This is a genomic window from Arthrobacter sp. Y3221160, assembly GCF_059092585.1.
In genome coordinates this window covers 305,260-321,460 of sequence record NZ_JBNHHU010000001.1, presented here as the reverse complement: position 1 = coordinate 321,460, position 16,201 = coordinate 305,260, and the positions used below count along the sequence as shown (strand labels likewise).

Annotated in this window: 19 protein-coding genes and 1 riboswitch; of the genes, 8 read left to right on the top strand and 11 right to left on the bottom strand. The window is 65.4% G+C overall.

The features are described 5' to 3' along the window. Window positions 1–275: 275 nt before the first annotated feature. Window positions 276–707 (top strand): dihydrofolate reductase family protein, encoded by a 432-nt coding sequence (locus AC5RWG_RS01520; protein ID WP_494166271.1) that lies wholly within the window; start codon window positions 276–278, stop codon window positions 705–707. Between the two features lie 27 nt (window positions 708–734). Here the strand turns inward: AC5RWG_RS01520 and lplAB are convergent, their stop codons facing one another. The 4 genes from lplAB to AC5RWG_RS01500 all read right to left on the bottom strand — a co-directional run bounded on the left by lplAB (window position 735) and on the right by AC5RWG_RS01500 (window position 3,200). Then, window positions 735–1,796, bottom strand: a complete 1,062-nt coding sequence (gene lplAB, locus AC5RWG_RS01515) for a lipoate-protein ligase LplAB (protein ID WP_494127880.1) — start codon at window positions 1,794–1,796, stop codon at window positions 735–737. Window positions 1,797–2,080: 284 nt separating this feature from the next. Beyond that, on the bottom strand, window positions 2,081–2,416 hold the full coding sequence (locus AC5RWG_RS01510; protein WP_494013950.1) for a DMT family transporter: 336 nt from the start codon (window positions 2,414–2,416) through the stop codon (window positions 2,081–2,083). Window positions 2,417–2,426: 10 nt separating this feature from the next. Beyond that, on the bottom strand, window positions 2,427–2,741 hold the full coding sequence (locus tag AC5RWG_RS01505) for a DMT family transporter (protein WP_493978495.1): 315 nt from the start codon (window positions 2,739–2,741) through the stop codon (window positions 2,427–2,429). A 10-nt stretch (window positions 2,742–2,751) separates the two neighbouring features. Then, window positions 2,752–2,817, bottom strand: a riboswitch (guanidine-III (ykkC-III) riboswitch). A gap of 89 nt (window positions 2,818–2,906) precedes the next feature. Continuing rightward, window positions 2,907–3,200 (bottom strand): hypothetical protein, encoded by a 294-nt coding sequence (locus AC5RWG_RS01500; protein ID WP_494013949.1) that lies wholly within the window; start codon window positions 3,198–3,200, stop codon window positions 2,907–2,909. Between the two features lie 122 nt (window positions 3,201–3,322). On the opposite strand from AC5RWG_RS01500, the gene AC5RWG_RS01495 reads away from it, so the two are divergent. The 4 genes from AC5RWG_RS01495 (at window position 3,323) to AC5RWG_RS01480 (ending at window position 7,323) form a co-directional block, all read left to right on the top strand. Continuing rightward, window positions 3,323–3,703 (top strand): hypothetical protein, encoded by a 381-nt coding sequence (locus tag AC5RWG_RS01495; RefSeq protein ID WP_494166270.1) that lies wholly within the window; start codon window positions 3,323–3,325, stop codon window positions 3,701–3,703. Between the two features lie 289 nt (window positions 3,704–3,992). Beyond that, window positions 3,993–4,838 (top strand): HNH endonuclease family protein, encoded by an 846-nt coding sequence (locus AC5RWG_RS01490; protein ID WP_494166269.1) that lies wholly within the window; start codon window positions 3,993–3,995, stop codon window positions 4,836–4,838. 290 nt (window positions 4,839–5,128) lie between these two features. After that, window positions 5,129–5,971 (top strand): hypothetical protein, encoded by an 843-nt coding sequence (locus AC5RWG_RS01485; RefSeq protein ID WP_494166268.1) that lies wholly within the window; start codon window positions 5,129–5,131, stop codon window positions 5,969–5,971. A 284-nt stretch (window positions 5,972–6,255) separates the two neighbouring features. Beyond that, window positions 6,256–7,323 carry a hypothetical protein gene (locus AC5RWG_RS01480; protein WP_494166267.1) on the top strand — a complete coding sequence of 356 codons (1,068 nt, stop codon included), beginning with the start codon at window positions 6,256–6,258 and terminating at the stop codon, window positions 7,321–7,323. Between the two features lie 26 nt (window positions 7,324–7,349). On the opposite strand, the gene AC5RWG_RS01475 is transcribed toward AC5RWG_RS01480, so the two are convergent. Then, window positions 7,350–7,916, bottom strand: a complete 567-nt coding sequence (locus tag AC5RWG_RS01475; RefSeq protein ID WP_494166266.1) for a tyrosine-protein phosphatase — start codon at window positions 7,914–7,916, stop codon at window positions 7,350–7,352. Between the two features lie 473 nt (window positions 7,917–8,389). Between AC5RWG_RS01475 and AC5RWG_RS01470 the strand changes: the two genes are divergently transcribed. After that, the gene (locus tag AC5RWG_RS01470; protein ID WP_494023119.1) at window positions 8,390–8,776 is read left to right on the top strand and encodes a hypothetical protein; all 387 of its coding nucleotides are present in this window, start codon (window positions 8,390–8,392) and stop codon (window positions 8,774–8,776) included. Window positions 8,777–8,832: 56 nt separating this feature from the next. On the opposite strand, the gene AC5RWG_RS01465 is transcribed toward AC5RWG_RS01470, so the two are convergent. The 5 genes from AC5RWG_RS01465 to AC5RWG_RS01445 all read right to left on the bottom strand — a co-directional run bounded on the left by AC5RWG_RS01465 (window position 8,833) and on the right by AC5RWG_RS01445 (window position 12,237). Beyond that, window positions 8,833–9,327, bottom strand: a complete 495-nt coding sequence (locus AC5RWG_RS01465; protein ID WP_494166265.1) for a hypothetical protein — start codon at window positions 9,325–9,327, stop codon at window positions 8,833–8,835. Window positions 9,328–9,485: 158 nt separating this feature from the next. Next, window positions 9,486–9,743, bottom strand: a complete 258-nt coding sequence (locus AC5RWG_RS01460; RefSeq protein ID WP_493978504.1) for a type B 50S ribosomal protein L31 — start codon at window positions 9,741–9,743, stop codon at window positions 9,486–9,488. A gap of 105 nt (window positions 9,744–9,848) precedes the next feature. Then, entirely contained in the window at window positions 9,849–10,661 is an 813-nt protein-coding gene (locus AC5RWG_RS01455) for a TrmH family RNA methyltransferase (protein ID WP_494166264.1), read from the bottom strand. Beyond that, window positions 10,658–11,434, bottom strand: coding sequence for a sulfite exporter TauE/SafE family protein (locus AC5RWG_RS01450; RefSeq protein ID WP_493999668.1), 777 nt, complete (start codon window positions 11,432–11,434; stop codon window positions 10,658–10,660). Before AC5RWG_RS01450 ends, AC5RWG_RS01455 begins: the two co-directional genes overlap by 4 nt. A 14-nt stretch (window positions 11,435–11,448) precedes the next feature. Next, the gene (locus AC5RWG_RS01445) at window positions 11,449–12,237 is read right to left on the bottom strand and encodes an ABC transporter ATP-binding protein (protein ID WP_493999667.1); all 789 of its coding nucleotides are present in this window, start codon (window positions 12,235–12,237) and stop codon (window positions 11,449–11,451) included. Window positions 12,238–12,343: 106 nt separating this feature from the next. On the opposite strand from AC5RWG_RS01445, the gene serB reads away from it, so the two are divergent. Both serB and AC5RWG_RS01435 read left to right on the top strand, forming a co-directional pair. Continuing rightward, on the top strand, window positions 12,344–13,237 hold the full coding sequence (gene serB, locus AC5RWG_RS01440; RefSeq protein ID WP_493999666.1) for a phosphoserine phosphatase SerB: 894 nt from the start codon (window positions 12,344–12,346) through the stop codon (window positions 13,235–13,237). A 192-nt stretch (window positions 13,238–13,429) separates the two neighbouring features. After that, a complete protein-coding gene (locus AC5RWG_RS01435) occupies window positions 13,430–15,319 on the top strand; it encodes a transketolase (RefSeq protein WP_494166263.1) in 1,890 nt (629 codons plus the stop codon). An 18-nt stretch (window positions 15,320–15,337) separates the two neighbouring features. Here the strand turns inward: AC5RWG_RS01435 and AC5RWG_RS01430 are convergent, their stop codons facing one another. Continuing rightward, window positions 15,338–16,090: an SDR family oxidoreductase gene (locus tag AC5RWG_RS01430; protein WP_494166262.1), complete on the bottom strand. Its 753-nt coding sequence runs from the start codon at window positions 16,088–16,090 to the stop codon at window positions 15,338–15,340. Window positions 16,091–16,201 lie beyond the last annotated feature (111 nt).

Here is a 16,201-nt window from a genome sequence, read left to right as displayed (position 1 = left end):
CTTCCAGGTACCCGGACCCCCGGACGCCGGGGTTCAGGAGCAGGAGGAATCGTGCCGAGACTGCGAGTGCACAATTTTTCCGTATCGCTCGACGGCTACGCAGCCGGCCCGAACCAGAGCGTTGAGGACCCGTTGGGAGTGGGCGGCGAACAGCTGCACGAGTGGGTGTTCCGGACCGCGGCCGGCAAGCGGATGGGCGGCGAGGCCGGGGGTTCCACCGGGCTGGACAACGACTTTGTCGAGGCCGGGCAGGAGAGGGCATCGGGGCCACCATCATGGGCCGGAACATGTTCGGGCCGGTGCGCGGCGAGTGGCCCTCCGTGGAGTGGCGGGGCTGGTGGGGTGAAGACCCGCCGTTCCATCATCCGGTCTTCGTGCTGACGAACTACCCGCGGCCGCCCATCACCATGGCCGGCGGGACCGTCTTCCACTTTGTCGACGACGGGATCGAGTCCGCCCTGCGCAAGGCCTTCGACGCCGCCGCCGGGCAGGACGTCCGGCTCGGCGGCGGCGCATCTGCAGTCCGTCAATACCTGCGAGCGCGGCTCGTGGACGAACTGCACCTGGCCATGGTGCCCGTTCTGCTCGGCTCCGGCGAGCGCGTGTTCGACGATCTGGACGCCGCGGCTCTCGGCTACGAATGCGTCGAATTCGCCGCCTCGCCTGCCGCGGCTCACGCCCGCTTGGTCAGGAGCAGGGACCGGTAGCCCGGCCGCTTGGCTTCCGCCGCTCACCTACGGTACGCGGTGCAGCCATTCTTCCGTGCCGAACTTGGTCTCCACGAGTTCCCGGGCCATGGCCAACTCTTCCTCGGAAAAACCGCTGTCCTCGGCGGCATAGCGGTCCTTGAAGGTTCGGATCATCACGTCGATGATTTCTTCGCGGGTCAGGCCGGTCTGCCGGCGCAGCGGATCCACCCGCTTCTTGGCGCTGGCGATGCCCTTGTCGGAGATTTTTTCCTTGCCGATCCGAAGGACGTCGGTCATCTTGTCCGCGTCGATGTCGTAGGACATGGTTACGTGGTGCAGCATCCCGCCATTGGCCAACCGCTTCTGCGCCGCGCCGCCGATCTTGCCCTCCGGCGTGGCGATGTCGTTGAGCGGCTGGTAGAACGCCTTGATGCCGACCTTCTCCAGCGACGCCATGACCCAGGCGTCGAGGTACGCGTAGGACGCTTCAAAGCTCTGCCCGTCCACCAGAGTCTGTGGGAGGTACAGCGAGTAGGTAATCGCGTTACCGCGTTCCATGAACATGGCGCCGCCGCCGCTGATCCGGCGCACCACGGTGATGCCGTGGCGTTCCACCCCGTCCGGGTCCACTTCGTTGCGGACCGATTGGAAGCTGCCGATCACCACCGACGGCGCCTCCCATTCCCAGAACCTCAGCGTCGGCGGGCGCTTCCCGGCCCCCACCTGGCGGGTCAGGACCTCGTCCATCGCGACATGCAGGTGCGTCGGCAGCGGGGTGGGTGGAATAACCTGCCATTGATGGTCAAGCCAACCGGTGGCCTTGTTGAGCGCGCGGCGCACGGCCACGGCAACCGCATCGGCCGAGAAACCAAACATTTGCGCGTCCGGCCGCAATGCAGCGTTTATCGCGCTGGCATAGTGGCCGTGGGCGCTTTCGATGCTCATCCCGTCAAGCGCTGCGTTGATGTCTGCCAGTGCTTCATCCGGTTCCAGAAAGAAGTCTCCGCTGACGGACGGCCGGGTGATCTGTCCGTCCGCCACCTCGAAGTCCACGACCACGAGCTTGCCGCCCTGGACCTTGTACTCTCCATGGCGGTGGTCGGTCATGTGCACTCCTTGGCTGTCTTGGGGCTATCTTGGCGGCGGACGGTGTTGGCCGTCAGGCGGCGCGGTCGTCGGTTTTCCCAGTCTAATCAAGGCCCGGGGGCGGCCCGTGCGGCGCGGGACTCAGGTTCCTCCCAGCTGCTGCCGGGGCTGTGCCCAGAACCCGCTCGTAGTGTCATAGACACCTCATCACGGTGCGAGTGAAAGAGGGGCCGGACGTGCCCGGTCCAAGCGCCGGCGGGTATGGAGTAACTCCCCCAACCTCTCCACTACCCGCCGGCGCTTTTTCATGACTTGTTCCCGTCGCCCGTATCGGCAAGCTTCAGCCCGATCACGCAACCGATGATCCCGGCAACGAACAGCAGTTTGAGCACGCTCGCAGGTTCTCCGCCGAACAGCATGGCGTAGCCGACGGTCAGCGCTGCCCCGGCTCCGGTCCACACCGCATATGCCGTGCCGATGGGGATGCCGCGCATGGCATAGCCCAGGCCCACCATGCTCAGGGTCAAGGCCACGAAGAACACCACGGCGGGCACCGTGCGGCTCAGTCCGTCCGACATCCCCAGCGCTGTTGCCCACACAGCTTCCAGGACGGCGCTGATTAACAAGACAGTCCAATGCATGCCAGCCCCCTTAGCCGATCGCCTTGAGGCCGACGACGCAGCCGATGATGCCCAGCAGCAGGAGGACGCGTATCAAGGTCGCCTTCTCGGCGCCGGTGACCATGGCAACCGCCGCGGTCAGCACCGCACCGATGCCGACCCAGACCGCATAGGCGGTCCCTACCGGTATGGCAGTCATGGCGTAGGCCAGGCCGGCCATGCTCAGGGCCATGGATACTACGAAAATGATGGTGGGCCAGAGCCGGCGGAAATTCTTTGATGCGCCCAGGGCCGTGGCCCAGACGGCTTCCAGGACGCCGGACAGAACAAGTATCAGCCATTCCATGTGTGATTCCTTTGGCCAGTCTTGTCGCACACCGGGTACTGAACCGTCGTCCGGAGACCCAAGGAACAGGTCTTGGACTTGAAAATAGCAAAGTACGACGCCGGTGCGCAGCTTTGGTGGCCAACCTCACCGGCCTGTGGCCTGGCCCCGGTCGTTGATGGCCCTCTAATCGTTTGTTGCTTTCCTGCGTTTCGCCAGGTGCCACGCAGCTCGAAGGGCCGATACAACTGCAATCACGAAGCCGAGCGCGCCTAGCCCGAGGAAAACCAGAACGAAACCGATCCTGAGAGGGGCAGGAGCCAGTCCTTGATCGGCCTCGCTGATTCCCCCGAAACCAATCCACGTAAACAAGGCCAACACGAGGCCAAGGAACACCATGGAGATGCCGGATGCGAAGGCTGCCGCAACGGGGATTTTTTTCATGAACTGCCGGCCCCTTTCGCTGCGTTTTAGGTGCATGCTGCGGACTCCTTGGGACATTGAACGGACGGCCACTCCTCGAACTATCGAATGATACGTCCTGTCGGGATACCCTGATCAGAAAAGTCTGGGCGCTGGAAGGCCGAAATTGGAAGAGGGCAATGCGTAGAACATTTAAGATCGCGGTTGCCTTAGTAATCGGCATGATCCTGGTCAGCGCCGGGTTGTTCTTCATTGGATATACGAAATGGGGAGGATATGCCATCGAGGGTTTGATGCTCATCGCCGTGGTGGTATTTGTAGCCAGGCTTGCGCTTGGAGGTAGAAAGAGCATCACTCAACCGATGGCGGAGCCCGGAGAGACGCTCAACGATTTATACCTGGGCGCCACCTACACAGGCCCACGACTCCTCGCCCCTCCCCGAGGAACGCATGCAGAGTTGGTCATCGATGATGATGAGCGGTTGCAGTTCATTGAGGCCCTCAAGAACGCAGACGCACGCTCACCCCGCGAAATCCCTGGGGAACCGCACCGCCCCTAGGCTTTCCCGCAGCGCCTTCCCGGGAATTCCAATAACCTGCGCTCAGCCAAGCGAAACCACTTTCCTACTCGCCCTGCCTGGTTTTATCGCTAGTTGGATTTCGGCCTGCTTGAGGGCCATTCCGTCTACATAACCGATGAGCTCCGGATCTTCGACGTGGGAAAGGAAGGCCTGCCGCACAAAGGCAGGCCTTTTGTATGGCAGGATAATTCCCAGGCAATCGCACTGAATCCGTGCGTGACTGATGCCGGACATATTGGGGGAATACTTGCGCAAGAATCCGGGCCGAATGCTGGCCTCCATCGTTACCGCCGGAGCCCTGCTGCTTGGCGGGTTCACGGCCGCAGCCCCGGCTGAGGCCCTCGGGCCGAAAGCCACGGGGCCGAGCGCCTCCTCGGTGCTGAACACCCTGCCGGTCAAGGGCAAGGCCGCCAAGACCGGCTATTCCCGGGACAAGTTCGGACCCTCATGGAAGGACACCGATCGCAACGGCTGTGATACCCGGAACGATATCCTCAAGCGCGACCTCACCAAGGACAGGTTTAAGCCCGGCACGAATAACTGCGTCATCGCTTCCGGGACCCTGAAGGATCCCTACACCGGCAAGACCATCAGCTACGTCCGCGGCGGCAACAAGGTCGACATCGACCACGTCGTGGCACTGAGCCAGGCCTGGGTGTCCGGTGCCCAGAAGCTCTCTACCGCCCAGCGCACCGCCCTGGCCAACGACCCGCTGAACCTGCTGGCCGTGGATTCCTCCGCGAATCGGGCGAAGGGCGACCGCGAGGCCAGTGCGTGGCTGCCCAAGAACAAGTCCTTCCGTTGTCCCCTCGTCGCCACCCAAATCGCGGTCAAGAAGAAGTACGCCCTGTCGGTCACTCCCGCCGAGAAGGCCGCTATGAAGCGGGTCCTCACCTCCTGCCCCGGGCAGAAGACGGTGAAGGTCACCGCCATCAAGCCGGCCAGCAAGGCAACGCCGACGAAGGCCGCCAAGCCCTCCACTGCATTGAAGGTCTCCCCCGGTGCTTTCTGCGCCTCGTCCATGAAGGGCAAGAAGGGCATCGGCAAAACAAATGGCAAGACCTACACCTGCAAGGCGTCCTCCACGGACAGCCGCCTCCGGTGGCGGGCCTGATTGGGGGGGGGTCAGGAGGGTAGGGGGCACCGGGTGCATGTCCGCGCGCCGGCTCGGCGCAAGCTCGTGGTGAGTGTGGCCAAGGCTGAGAATCACACACACGCAGTCCACAGGACGTTCCATCAGGGCCACCCATGACCGCAACTCATTGAGACTTCCCAATAACCAAACAAGCATTCCAGTAGCATGATCAGGAGAGCACGTGTTTTGGTGTCTCTGGGATCACAAAACCAGACTATTCTTAGCGTCGGTGAACAACGTCACCCACGACAAGGAGCGAGTGAAAGTCCGTGCAACCGACAGAGCAATCGGAAAAAAAGAAGGTCTTCGTCATATCCCCTATCGGTGGCGATCAGAGCGAAGTCCGTGAGAACGCCGACCTATTTTTGGAGCACATCGTTCGCACAGCGTTGCCAGACTCAGACTTCGAAGTAAGTAGGGCTGACGAAGACGACTCTCCCTACGCCATTACAGAATCAATGCTTGGAAAGATTTTGGATGCTGATATCTGTGTCGCAGATATCACTGGATTGAACCCGAATGTCATGTACGAACTCGCGCTGGCACATGCTGCCGATAAGAAAGTGATCGTCATGACAAGCGACGACAGGCCGACGCCTTTCGATATCAAGGATTTCCGTGTCATTAAATACGGTTTACGTGTGGATCAGTCCGCCGAAGCCGTGAAGCAGCTGCGAAAGAAAGTTGATCATACGCCACCCGATGGTGCCTTCAGAAACATGCTGAACCCAGTTGCCACTGCGTTCAAGGACTGGACCGATCGACAAAAAGTCGGCGAATCAGGGGGAACGGATGAGGTGTTGCTTAGGGCGTTGGATAAGCTCGCATTGAAGGTGGAACGACTTGACCAGCGCGAAACCCCACCGGCTCGGCATGAACCGTCAGTCAACCTGACCAAGACGAACATAAATCTAATAAACCATTTGTTGGAAGAGATAAGCGTTGTACTCGGCAGCGATACTCTTTCCGATGCAGAACAATCCGAAGGCATGGCTTTAGTCACAGGTGGGCTTCGTTTTCTCCATGGGGACGAGCCCAGCGACTTCCTAGCGAGCTGGGTACGACTCACCAGCCAGTTCCTCATTAAACATATGGGCCCCTCTGAGTCGTAGTGCTGTACCCCCTTGCCCGAGACACCGTACCTAACTCCCGCGGGACTGCAGTTTGGAGATGATCGAAGGGGATGCCGCCCTGGCGCCGAACGGCTCCACTACATGGCGGAACCCGAAGATCACTGGCGGGCGCATTCCGCAGGGGCTCCAGCGCCGCTGAGTAGGCAACACGGGCCGCCCCAAACCCTCAAAGGAGTGGGCAGGTAACACGGAGTTGTGCCCTGCCAGGCCGCGCCGCGGTCTGAAACCAACCGCACGGCCTCTCCAAGTGCGACGATGATCGAATGCAGAACAGGGCCGACTTGCTCCTCGAGGGACCGCGCGGGCGACGCCTATGCCTCGAGCTGGCGAAGGCGCTCAGCCCGGACGTCAGAACGGCCGCATCCAGGCTGGCATACGAACTCGATCCTGGAAGGGGCTCCTCAACAGTCCTGCTGACCGCCGGTCAAGGTGTTACTCTCCCTCCTGCATCACTGAAAGAGTTTGCAGCAGCGATTGCTTCCATCAATCCGGGCGCCCTGAAGGGTGTAGTCATTCAATCGGCGCTGCAACTAGCCGTTGCGTCGGCCAGGTACTGGCAGGAGCCGGAGGGTGAAGACGTGCTCGCCGGACATCCCGCCGTCGTCGCCGCCCTCTACCCCGTGGCCGAAGAGGTCATGGATTCATCGACGGGGCGGCAATGGGGTCTGCCTCGCCGGACCGAGCAGTGGGCAATTGACTGGCGATCGGCGGAGGATCCGTCGCCGCTGCCCAAAGACCCTCAGCGCAGCTTGGCTGAGTGGGGACGTGGAGAGCGAGCCGAAGAAGCTCGGGCTGCGAAAGACCGGCCCGATGACCCCGGGGCACCTTGGTCCGGCACGTGGTGGTCTATCCCGCAGGGGTTGCTCCAGACCGTCGGGCAGATTCCGTCAGGGTTGGACCTCGTCGAAGACAGCCTTGGCTGGGAAGATGCCACCACCATCCCGGTCCGTGGAGTGGGCCTAACCTATGAGATCCGCACGGGGGATGACTGGATCCGCCTGTGCCGCGCCTTCCCCCTGGAGGTTACCGCCTCCCGCCGGCACGACTGGTACCGCACTACCGGAGGGACCGGCCGATGGGTGATTCCGGACTGGGCACAAGTTGCGCAGGAATGGGATGCCGTCCACCTGACTGTTGTCGCATATCTCAACGGCGCCACGCGCCCGCTTTGGATTGATTCAGCCACGGCAAGTGTCATCGCCGGGTGGAACCCCGATACCACGATCTGGCTCACCGACGTGGCACGGGAATGGGAAGGTCCCCGACAGACGTGGCATCGTGGGCCGCAAGACGGCTGCTGGTCTGCGGGGTTACCGCCGACCGAGCCATGAACCAGCTGGCGCCCGCACGGAGTGAGCTACGCCCCTGCCGATCCTGCGGGTCCCAAGCGACTTTTCAGAAGCTCGATTTCTTCTTGACTGAGCCCTGCTTCGCGAAGATAGGAGCGGAGATCAAATCCTACCAGCCAGGTAATGAGTTCCGTCCGTCGCTCCGCAATACGGTCCTCTAACTCTTCGATGGAGTGCACCCTGACCTTGCTGTGCGTCCGGTTGCGGCGCGCGTGTTTGTCCACGCTGCGAACCGCACCCCCATAGTCGCTGGCAATCGCTTCAACCTGCACTCCGGCAAGTGCGAGGAGAACGGCGGCGATCATTCCGGTCCGATCGCGACCGCCTGCACAGTGAAACAGGACCGCTCCTTCGGCGTGGGCTATCGTCCGGAAGATTTGGGCAAACTTCTCGGGATAGAAGGCAAGATTGTCCCCGTAGGACGCAGTGTGATCCAGCAGAGGCAAGTTAGCGATCATCAGGTCTTCGAGCACCTTTTCGTCGATAACGGGATGATGCCGCTCTCTTTTGATTTCGCCGGGGTTTCGAAGGTCAATCACGGTGGTGAGGCCGGAGTCCAGCGCATCCTGCCACACCCCTGGAGAGACATGTACTCGCGCGCCCCGGACCGACATAACTGCCCCCGGCGTGTTAGACCACCTGCAGGCAGCGGCATGCCGCCGAGGTCGCTGAGGTTGTACGCTCCGTCCCACGGTGTCCTGTTCATGACAGGGCAGTCTACAGATGAGCGATGCCGCACCCCCATACTTCGCATATGCTGTTCCGAAACCCGCCCGTCAGGTGGCAGGTCACGGCCATTGGGAAGAAGCAGGGGCTTATGTCGGGGGTCAAAAGGAAACGATCCACTCAATTCCTCAGCGTTGCGGCGGTCAGCGCAATGTTCATCGCAGTGGCCGGGTGTGCGGAAGCGACCGCGCAAGCAACACAGGACCTCCCGCCAGCAGCATCTTCCCCCGCGTCCACCTCGCTTCCACCCTCCACGCCGGCGTCCACCCCACCGTCCGACCCGCTGCCGGAACCACCCGCGGGCGTCTCCGGGTTTGTCAGCATGGCCGAGATTCCCGCTTTGTACCGGAACGCGCTCGATGACTTTCCCCATCCCCTTCCCGCCGGGGTCGATTGGCCTGCCGGCATTCCCGGCGGTTACGACGACCCGACCGGGCTGTATGAGTCGGGTGGGCTCGGCGAATCCATTGCCTCGCATTACTGGCGTTGCGCCTGGGAGGGTGAATTCCTTGGCGCCTTCGAGAGCAATGAGCAGGGCCGGCAGGCCGCAGCCCTTGCCATGCTCGACACTTGGGTTTCGGATCCGTACTTCACCCAGATTTTCGAAGACCCCGAGCAGGTGTGGAAGGGTTATGTGCTCGACCCGGCCAAGAGCGGCGATGTCACACGGATGAAGTTTGAGCACAGCCACTGCCCGCCCCTCGACTAGCCGGTCCGGGCGCTGTTCCGCCGGTTGGGATCCGCGATCAACTCCCGCCCGGCAACTTACCCGTCCGCGGCGCAGAACAGCTGCAGTTCAGCGTCTCCGTCACGGATGTAGTGCAGCCCTGTGAACCCGTGTCCCCCGGCGAAGCGGGACTTCAGGGAGGCGCCGTCCTCCAGCTGGTACAGCATGGTCGCCAGCGCTTTGCCGGACTCGTCGGTAATGGCCAGCGAGACGGCGCGGCCGTCCGGGGCCTCCCCCGTGTAGCTTCCGGACAGCCGGAACGAGCCGGCGATCAACTGCTGCCGGTCCCCCGTCGTGCCGTCGACCCTGGGCAGGACCAACTGGCCGGCCTCCTCTCCGACGCTGCCGCCAAAGTCCGGACGGTACTGCGTGGTGCAGGTGATTTCGGCCGGCAGTTGCTGTTGCCCTGCTGCGCATGCCGTGAGCAGAAGGGCGGAAACGGCCAGCGTGACCGGGCCCCCGATCGCCCGCGGGCGGCGATGGTCCCGGTGCCGCCCAGTGCGGACCGCTTCACGGTGTGGAGTTGGTGCCATGCCAGCAGCCTAACGTCGCGGCCGGCAGGGGACGCCAGGAGCCGGTGCACGACGCGCCGGGCCCCGGGCCACAAACCCGAGCCAATAGGCCGCCGCATTAAACGGCAAAGCCCGCACCGGGCGGTGCGGGCTTCGCTGAAGACTTGCGGGGAGAAGTGTTACTTCTTGCCGCCGAAGCCCTTGAAGCGTGCGTTGAAGCGCTCCACGCGGCCGGCGCTGTCCATGATGCGCTGCTTGCCGGTGTAGAACGGGTGGGACTCCGAGGAGATTTCAACCTCGATCAGCGGGTAGCTGTTGCCGTCTTCCCACTCCACCGTCCGCTTGGACGTCGCGGTGGACTTGGTCAGGAAGGAAACGCCGGAGGCCAGGTCGCGGAACACGACCGGGGCGTATGCCGGATGGATATCAGACTTCATAGTTGTACCTTTTCTACGCGCCCCTGGATTTTGCCAGCGGCTAGAAGGATGGAAAGATGGCAGCCCCATCAGGGCCAGCACACAACTCTACCGCATTCGGCGGGCTCACGTCGAAGTGACACGGCAGGCCCAGAACGCGACCGCGCTGGCGGCCGCAACGTTCAGGGAGTCCACTCCCGCACGCATGGGGATCATCACGGTCAGATCCACCCGGTCGAGCGTTTGCTCCTTCACGCCGGCACCCTCGGTGCCCAGCACCAGCGCCAGCTTGTCGTAGCTGCGCCGTTCCAGCTCATCCAGGGCGATGGCGTCCTCGGTCAGCTCCAACGCCGCCGTAATGAACCCGGCGTCGCGGAGCGCGGCAACACCCTCCGGCCACTCCGGCAGCCGGGCCCACGGAATCTGGAAGACCGTGCCCATGGAGACCCGGATGCTGCGCCGGTACAACGGGTCGGCGCACTGTGGACTGAGCAGCACCGCGTCCATGCCCATGGCGGCGGCGGATCGGAAGATCGCGCCCACGTTGGTGTGGTCCACGATGTCCTCCAGCACTGCCACCCGGCGGGCACCGGCCAGCACGTCCTCGACGGGCAGCGGCGCGGGCCGGTGCATGGCGGCCATCGCGCCGCGGTGCAGGTGGAATCCGGTGATCGTCTCCAGCACCTCGGGCGTCCCGACGAACACGTGCACCTCGGGGAACCGGTCGATCACATCGCGCAGGTCGTCCAGCCACTTGTCGGTCAGGAAGAAAGACCGCGGGGTGTGGCCGGCGGCGATGGCGCGGCGCAGCACCTTGGAGCTTTCGGCGATGTACATCCCCTCGGCGGGCTCGCGGCGGCGGCGCAGCGCGGTGTCCGTCAGCTGCGCGTAGTCGGCCACCCGCGGATCGGCGGCGGAGTCCAGGCGCACCAGGTTCATGCGAAGAGGTTCCTGACCAGCACGAACAGCGCCACCAGGCCAAGGGTGACAATGATGCTGCGCAACACCACCGGCTTCAGCCGGCGTCCCACGGCGGAGCCAATCAGCGCACCGATCAGCGAACTGATGGCGATGACCAGCACCACCGGCCAGTCGATCCGGTCGAACGCGAAGAGCATGTAGGAGATGGCGGCGATGATGTTCACGCCCAGCACCAGCACGTTCTTCACCGCGTTGGCCTGCTGCAGGGTGCCGTGCAGGAAGACCCCGAGGATTCCCACCAGCAGCACGCCCTGCGCGGCCACGAAGTAGCCGCCGTAGACACCGGCGAAATAGACCAGCCCCAGCAGCAGCCACGGCCGCGGCCGGGTCCGGGCCTGCGCGGCCTGGCGGTCCCGCACCCAGGCCTGGAGCTTCGGTTGGAACACCACGAACAGCAGCGCCACCACGATCAGGAACGGGGCCGCCACGCCGAAGACTTCCTCCGGCAGGTGCAGCAGCAGCCAAGCGCCGGTGATCCCGCCCAGCAGTGAGGCCGGAAGCAGGATGGCCAGGGTGCGGCGCAGCCCGGCCAGTTCCCTTCGGTAGCCGTAGACGCCGCCCACATTGCCGGCGATCAGGCCCATCGCGTTCGAAATGGTCGCGGTCACCGGCGCATAGCCCAGCGCCACGAGAATGGGGAACGTGACCAGCGTGCCGGAGCCGACAATGCTGTTGATGGTGCCGGCCCACAGCCCGCCCAGCCCGATCAGGGCAGCGTTCAGCACATCCATGAGGCGGGAGCCGCCTAGGCGCGCTTGGCTACGGCAGTGTAGCGGCCGCCGTCGTGCTTCACGCTCAGCGGCATGTCGAAGGCGGTGCTCAGGTTCTCTTCGGTCAGCACCTCCGCGATGGGCCCCTGGGCCACCACCCCGCCCTCGCGCAGCAGCATGGCGTGGGTGAAGCCCGGCGGCACTTCCTCCAGGTGGTGGGTGACCAGCACCAGCGCCGGCGCGTCCTCGTCCCGGGCCAGTTCGCTCAGCCGCCGCACCAGATCCTCGCGGCCGGCCAGGTCCAGGCCGGCACCCGGCTCGTCCAGCAGCAGCAGTTCGGGATCGGACATCAGGGCCCGGGCAATTTGCACGCGCTTGCGTTCGCCCTCGCTCAGGGTGGCGAAGGTGCGGTTCATGAAGGTGGACATGCCCCAGGCGTCCAGCAGCCGGAAGGCCCGGCGCTCGTCCATCTTGTCGTACTGTTCGCGCCAGCGGCCGGTCACCCCGTAGGCGGCGGTGACCACCACATTGAGCACCTGCTCGTGCTCGGGGATCTGGCCCGCCAGCGCGGCGGAGGCCAGGCCGATCCGCGGCCGCAGCTCGAACACGTCGACCTTGCCCATGGTCTCGTCCAGGATCCCGGCGATCCCGCGGGTGGGGTGCAGGCGTGCGCCGGCGATCTGCAGCAGCGTGGTCTTGCCCGCCCCGTTGGGGCCGAGCACTACCCAGCGCTCCCCCTCCTTGACCTGCCAGTCAATGCCGTCGAGCAGGGTTTTCCGCCCGCGGACAACAGTGACCCCGGCAAATTCAAGTACATCGCTCATATCAGTAGACAGTAGGCTAAAACGCGTAGTATTCGCCAAACGCGGCGCCGGAGCCTGCCATGATGGACCCGGCCCTCCCCCAAGCTTTGCGTAGAACGGAATCACCATGCCCTCGCTCCTCCGTGTCGTCTCCTACGGCCGGGAACTCCCCGACGCCTACCTCGCTGCCGTGCAGGCAGCGGTCACCGGAGCCGGCGGGAGCATCAGGGAGCTGGAGAACGCGGCCAACGACCGTTTCCAGGTCACCGTCCTGACGGTGGAGTACGACGGCGGTGCCTCCGACGGCGTCGCAGCCTTGCGGGCGGCGCTGGCCCCCGTCCTCACCGACGAGCTGGGCACGGCCGTGATGGACGCGTCGCTGGCCGGGCCGCAGCGCAAGCTGCTGCTCATGGACGTGGACTCCACGCTCATCCAGCAGGAGGTCATCGAACTGCTGGCCGAGCATGCGGGCAAGCGCGAGGAGGTGGCCGCCGTGACCGAGGCGGCGATGCGCGGTGAACTGGACTTCGCCCAGAGCCTGCACGCCCGGGTGGCCACCCTGAAGGACCTACCGCTCGACGTGATCGACCGTGTCCGTGCCGCGGTGCGGCTGACGGACGGCGCCCGGGAACTCGTGGAGGCCTTCCTGGCCGCCGGCCACGCGGTGGCCGTGGTCTCCGGCGGCTTCAGCCAGATCCTGGATCCGCTGGCCGCCGAGCTCAAGCTGACCTACCACCGGGCCAACCTGCTGGGCATCGACGCGGAGCTGCTGACCGGCACGGTGGACGGTGACGTGGTGGACCGGGCGGTGAAAGAGGCAGTGCTGCGCGAATGGGCCGCCGCGGAGGCCATCGACCTGGCGCAGACCATTGCCATCGGCGACGGCGCCAATGACCTGGACATGCTCGCGGCCGCCGGTCTCGGCGTGGCGTTCAACGCCAAGCCGGCGGTCCGGGCGGCCGCCGACGCCGCCATCAACATCCCCTACCTGGATGTGGCCCGCTACTTCGCCGGCGTCTGACACCGCCCGCGGAGTCTGACCCCGCCCGCGACGGCCGGACCCGCCATCCCGTGCCGGCCGGTTTTCGCCGGACGCTGACCCTACCGCAGGGCCACGTGCCGGAGTAGGGTCGGTTGAACCTCCCCGGACCGCGCCCGTGCTGCCGGCCTCCGGGCAGGGGTTCCCGGAACCTGCCGTGAAGGAGAACCAGCGATGGTCACGCACTCCACACCAACCGCCACCCTGGATCCGGACGCGGCCGAGACGTGCCGGCGCTTGGCGGCGCAGCTGCGGGTCGACTCCATCCGGGCCACCACCCGCGCCGGCTCCGGCCACGCCACCTCGTCGCTCTCGGCGGCCGACCTCATGGCGGTGCTCCTGGCGAACCACCTGCAATATGACTGGCAGCGGCCGGAGCTCGCCGCGAACGACCACTTGGTGTTCTCCAAGGGGCATGCCTCGCCGCTGCTCTATGCCATGTTCCGGGCCGCCGGAGTGATCGACGAAACGGAGCTGCTCGATTCCTACCGGCAGTTCGGCGGCCGGCTGCAGGGACATCCCACGCCGGCCCTGCCCTGGGTGGATGTGGCAACCGGATCACTCGGCCAGGGGCTGCCCGTGGCCGTCGGCATCGCCCTGGCCGGCAAGTACCTGGACCGGCTCCCCTACCGGACATGGGTCCTCTGCGGGGACAGCGAGATGACCGAAGGATCCATGTGGGAGGCGCTGGACAAGGCCGCCTACTACCGGCTGGGAAACCTGACGGCGATCGTGGATGTGAACCGGCTGGGCCAGAACGGGCCGACCGCACTGGGCTGGGACCTGGACCGGTACTCCGCAAGGATCAGGGCTTTCGGCGCGCAGCCGCTGCCGATCGACGGCCATGACCTCGCCGCCATCGACGAAGCCTTCGCCACCGCGCGTGAGACCACCGACCGGCCCAGCGTCATCCTGGCCCGCACGGTCAAGGGCAAGGGCGTTCCCGCGGTGGAGGACAGGGACGGCTGGCACGGTAAGGCGCTGCCGGAGGACGTCGCCGCGACCGCCATCGAGGCACTGGGCGGCCCGACCAGGCTGCGGATCACCCCGCTGCCGCCGGAACCCGGCGACCCGGCCATCACACCCAACCCCGCGGCCGCCGTCGCGCTGCCCGCCTACACGGCGGGCGATTCCGTCGCCACCCGGACCGCCTTCGGCGAGGCTCTGGCTGCCCTCGCCGCCCGGCCCGAGGTGGTGGTCCTGGACGGCGAGGTGGGCAACTCCACCAAGGCCGGGGAGTTCAGCAAGGCGGCGCCCGAGCGCTTCTTCGAGATGTTCATCTCCGAACAGCAGATGGTGGCGGCGGCGGCCGGACTCTCCGTGCGCGGGTATGTGCCGTTTGCCGCCAGTTTTGCAGCGTTCCTCGTCTCCCGCGGCTACGACTTCATCCGGATGGCCGGGGTATCCGAGGTGGACATCCGCCTGGTCGGCACCCATGCCGGCGTCGAAATCGGCCAGGACGGGCCGTCGCAGATGGCGCTGGAGGACCTGGCCGCGATGCGGGCGATCCACACCTCGACCGTCCTCTACCCCGCCGACGCGCCCTCGACCGCCGGTTTGGTCCGCGCCATGGCGGACACTTCCGGCATCTGTTACCTCCGGGCCACGCGGGGCGATTACCCCGTGCTGTACGGGGAGGGCGAAGAATTCCCCATCGGCGGGGCGAAGGTGCACCGGGCTACGGACGACGACGACGTCACCCTCGTCGGAGCGGGCGTCACACTGCACGAATGCCTGGCCGCGGCCGCCCGGCTCGCCGACGACGGCATCGGCGCGCGGGTGGTCGATCTCTATTCGGTCAAGCCCATCGACCACCAGACGCTGCTGGCGGCGTGCCGGGCCACGGGCGGCCGGATCATCACGGTGGAGGACCACTATCCGGAAGGCGGGCTCGGTTCGGCCGTGGCCGATTCCCTGACCCAGGCGCGGGTACCGGACCTCAAACTGGTCCGGCTGGCCGTGGAAGGCTTGCCGACTTCCGGTGCGCCACAGGACCTGCTGGACGCGGCGGGCATCTCGGCGCGGCACATAGCCGCCGCCGCGCGCCGACTGGTCCGGGAGTAGTCGGGTTCTTGCGGGCCCTTAGTCCTGCGCCTGCACGAAGGACTCGGCCCCGCCCACGTATTCCGTGTGACCGGAGGGGACATCGGCGGTAACCATCTTGGCCACTTCCGCGCCGAATTCTTCCACCGAGTAGAGCTTGCCGGCCTCTGCCCGGCGGGCCTCGATCGCGCCGGGGCGGGCACGGTCCAGCAGCGTCGCGGTCACCGTGCCTTCGATCATGTCGCCGGACACGACCACCAGCGAGATGCCCTTGGCCTCCAGCTCCGGCAGCAGTTCGCGCAGCGCGTCTTCGCCGGCGCGCTTGCTCAGGGCCACCGGCTCATACTCCGGCATGGTCGGCACGGTACGGATGAAGTGAGCCTGATGGCTGGTGACGAACACAACCCGGGAGCCGGCCGGCATCGCCTCGGCCGCGGCCTTGAGCATGTTCACCTGCGCGTCGCGGTTCAGGCGCAGGGCATAGTCCTCGCCCATGCTGGACTCCATGCCGCCCGACGCGTTGAGCACCAGCACATCGACGCCGCCGAAGTTCTCCCGGGCGGCCTCGACCAGCGCCTCGGCCCCCTCTGCCGCGGTGAGGTCGGCGGCAACGGCGACGGCGCGGCCGCCGGCTTCCTCGATCTGCGCCACTACCTTGTTGGCGCGGGGTGCCTTCTGGCGGTAGTTGACTACCACCGACGCTCCCTCGGCGGCCAGGAGCTTGGCCACCTCCGCGCCGATGCCGCGCGATGATCCCGTTACGATTGCTGCTTTGCCGTCCAGTGCGCCCATGGCTGCTCCTCGAGGTTCTCAGTAGTGGTCCGGCCGGGCGCGTTGTAGGGAACGCCCAACCGGAAAAGGCTTCGGGTTCCATCTTGCCAGTCCCCGAAGCCTTATCCGTTG

Bases quoted from the DNA above. Each gene is read 5' to 3' on its own strand.
- AC5RWG_RS01490 (WP_494166269.1), top strand. From the start codon at position 3,993: ATGCTGGCCTCCATCGTTACCGCCGGAGCCCTGCTGCTTGGCGGGTTC.
- AC5RWG_RS01455 (WP_494166264.1), bottom strand. From the start codon at position 10,661: ATGAACCTGGTGCGCCTGGACTCCGCCGCCGATCCGCGGGTGGCCGAC.
- AC5RWG_RS01450 (WP_493999668.1), bottom strand. From the start codon at position 11,434: ATGGATGTGCTGAACGCTGCCCTGATCGGGCTGGGCGGGCTGTGGGCC.
- AC5RWG_RS01460 (WP_493978504.1), bottom strand. From the start codon at position 9,743: ATGAAGTCTGATATCCATCCGGCATACGCCCCGGTCGTGTTCCGCGAC.
- AC5RWG_RS01470 (WP_494023119.1), top strand. From the start codon at position 8,390: ATGGCCGAGATTCCCGCTTTGTACCGGAACGCGCTCGATGACTTTCCC.
- lplAB (WP_494127880.1), bottom strand. From the start codon at position 1,796: ATGACCGACCACCGCCATGGAGAGTACAAGGTCCAGGGCGGCAAGCTC.
- AC5RWG_RS01510 (WP_494013950.1), bottom strand. From the start codon at position 2,416: ATGCATTGGACTGTCTTGTTAATCAGCGCCGTCCTGGAAGCTGTGTGG.
- AC5RWG_RS01430 (WP_494166262.1), bottom strand. From the start codon at position 16,090: ATGGGCGCACTGGACGGCAAAGCAGCAATCGTAACGGGATCATCGCGC.
- AC5RWG_RS01435 (WP_494166263.1), top strand. From the start codon at position 13,430: ATGGTCACGCACTCCACACCAACCGCCACCCTGGATCCGGACGCGGCC.
- AC5RWG_RS01520 (WP_494166271.1), top strand. From the start codon at position 276: ATGGGCCGGAACATGTTCGGGCCGGTGCGCGGCGAGTGGCCCTCCGTG.
- AC5RWG_RS01465 (WP_494166265.1), bottom strand. From the start codon at position 9,327: ATGGCACCAACTCCACACCGTGAAGCGGTCCGCACTGGGCGGCACCGG.
- AC5RWG_RS01500 (WP_494013949.1), bottom strand. From the start codon at position 3,200: ATGCACCTAAAACGCAGCGAAAGGGGCCGGCAGTTCATGAAAAAAATC.
- serB (WP_493999666.1), top strand. From the start codon at position 12,344: ATGCCCTCGCTCCTCCGTGTCGTCTCCTACGGCCGGGAACTCCCCGAC.
- AC5RWG_RS01505 (WP_493978495.1), bottom strand. From the start codon at position 2,741: ATGGAATGGCTGATACTTGTTCTGTCCGGCGTCCTGGAAGCCGTCTGG.
- AC5RWG_RS01480 (WP_494166267.1), top strand. From the start codon at position 6,256: ATGCAGAACAGGGCCGACTTGCTCCTCGAGGGACCGCGCGGGCGACGC.
- AC5RWG_RS01445 (WP_493999667.1), bottom strand. From the start codon at position 12,237: ATGAGCGATGTACTTGAATTTGCCGGGGTCACTGTTGTCCGCGGGCGG.
- AC5RWG_RS01495 (WP_494166270.1), top strand. From the start codon at position 3,323: ATGCGTAGAACATTTAAGATCGCGGTTGCCTTAGTAATCGGCATGATC.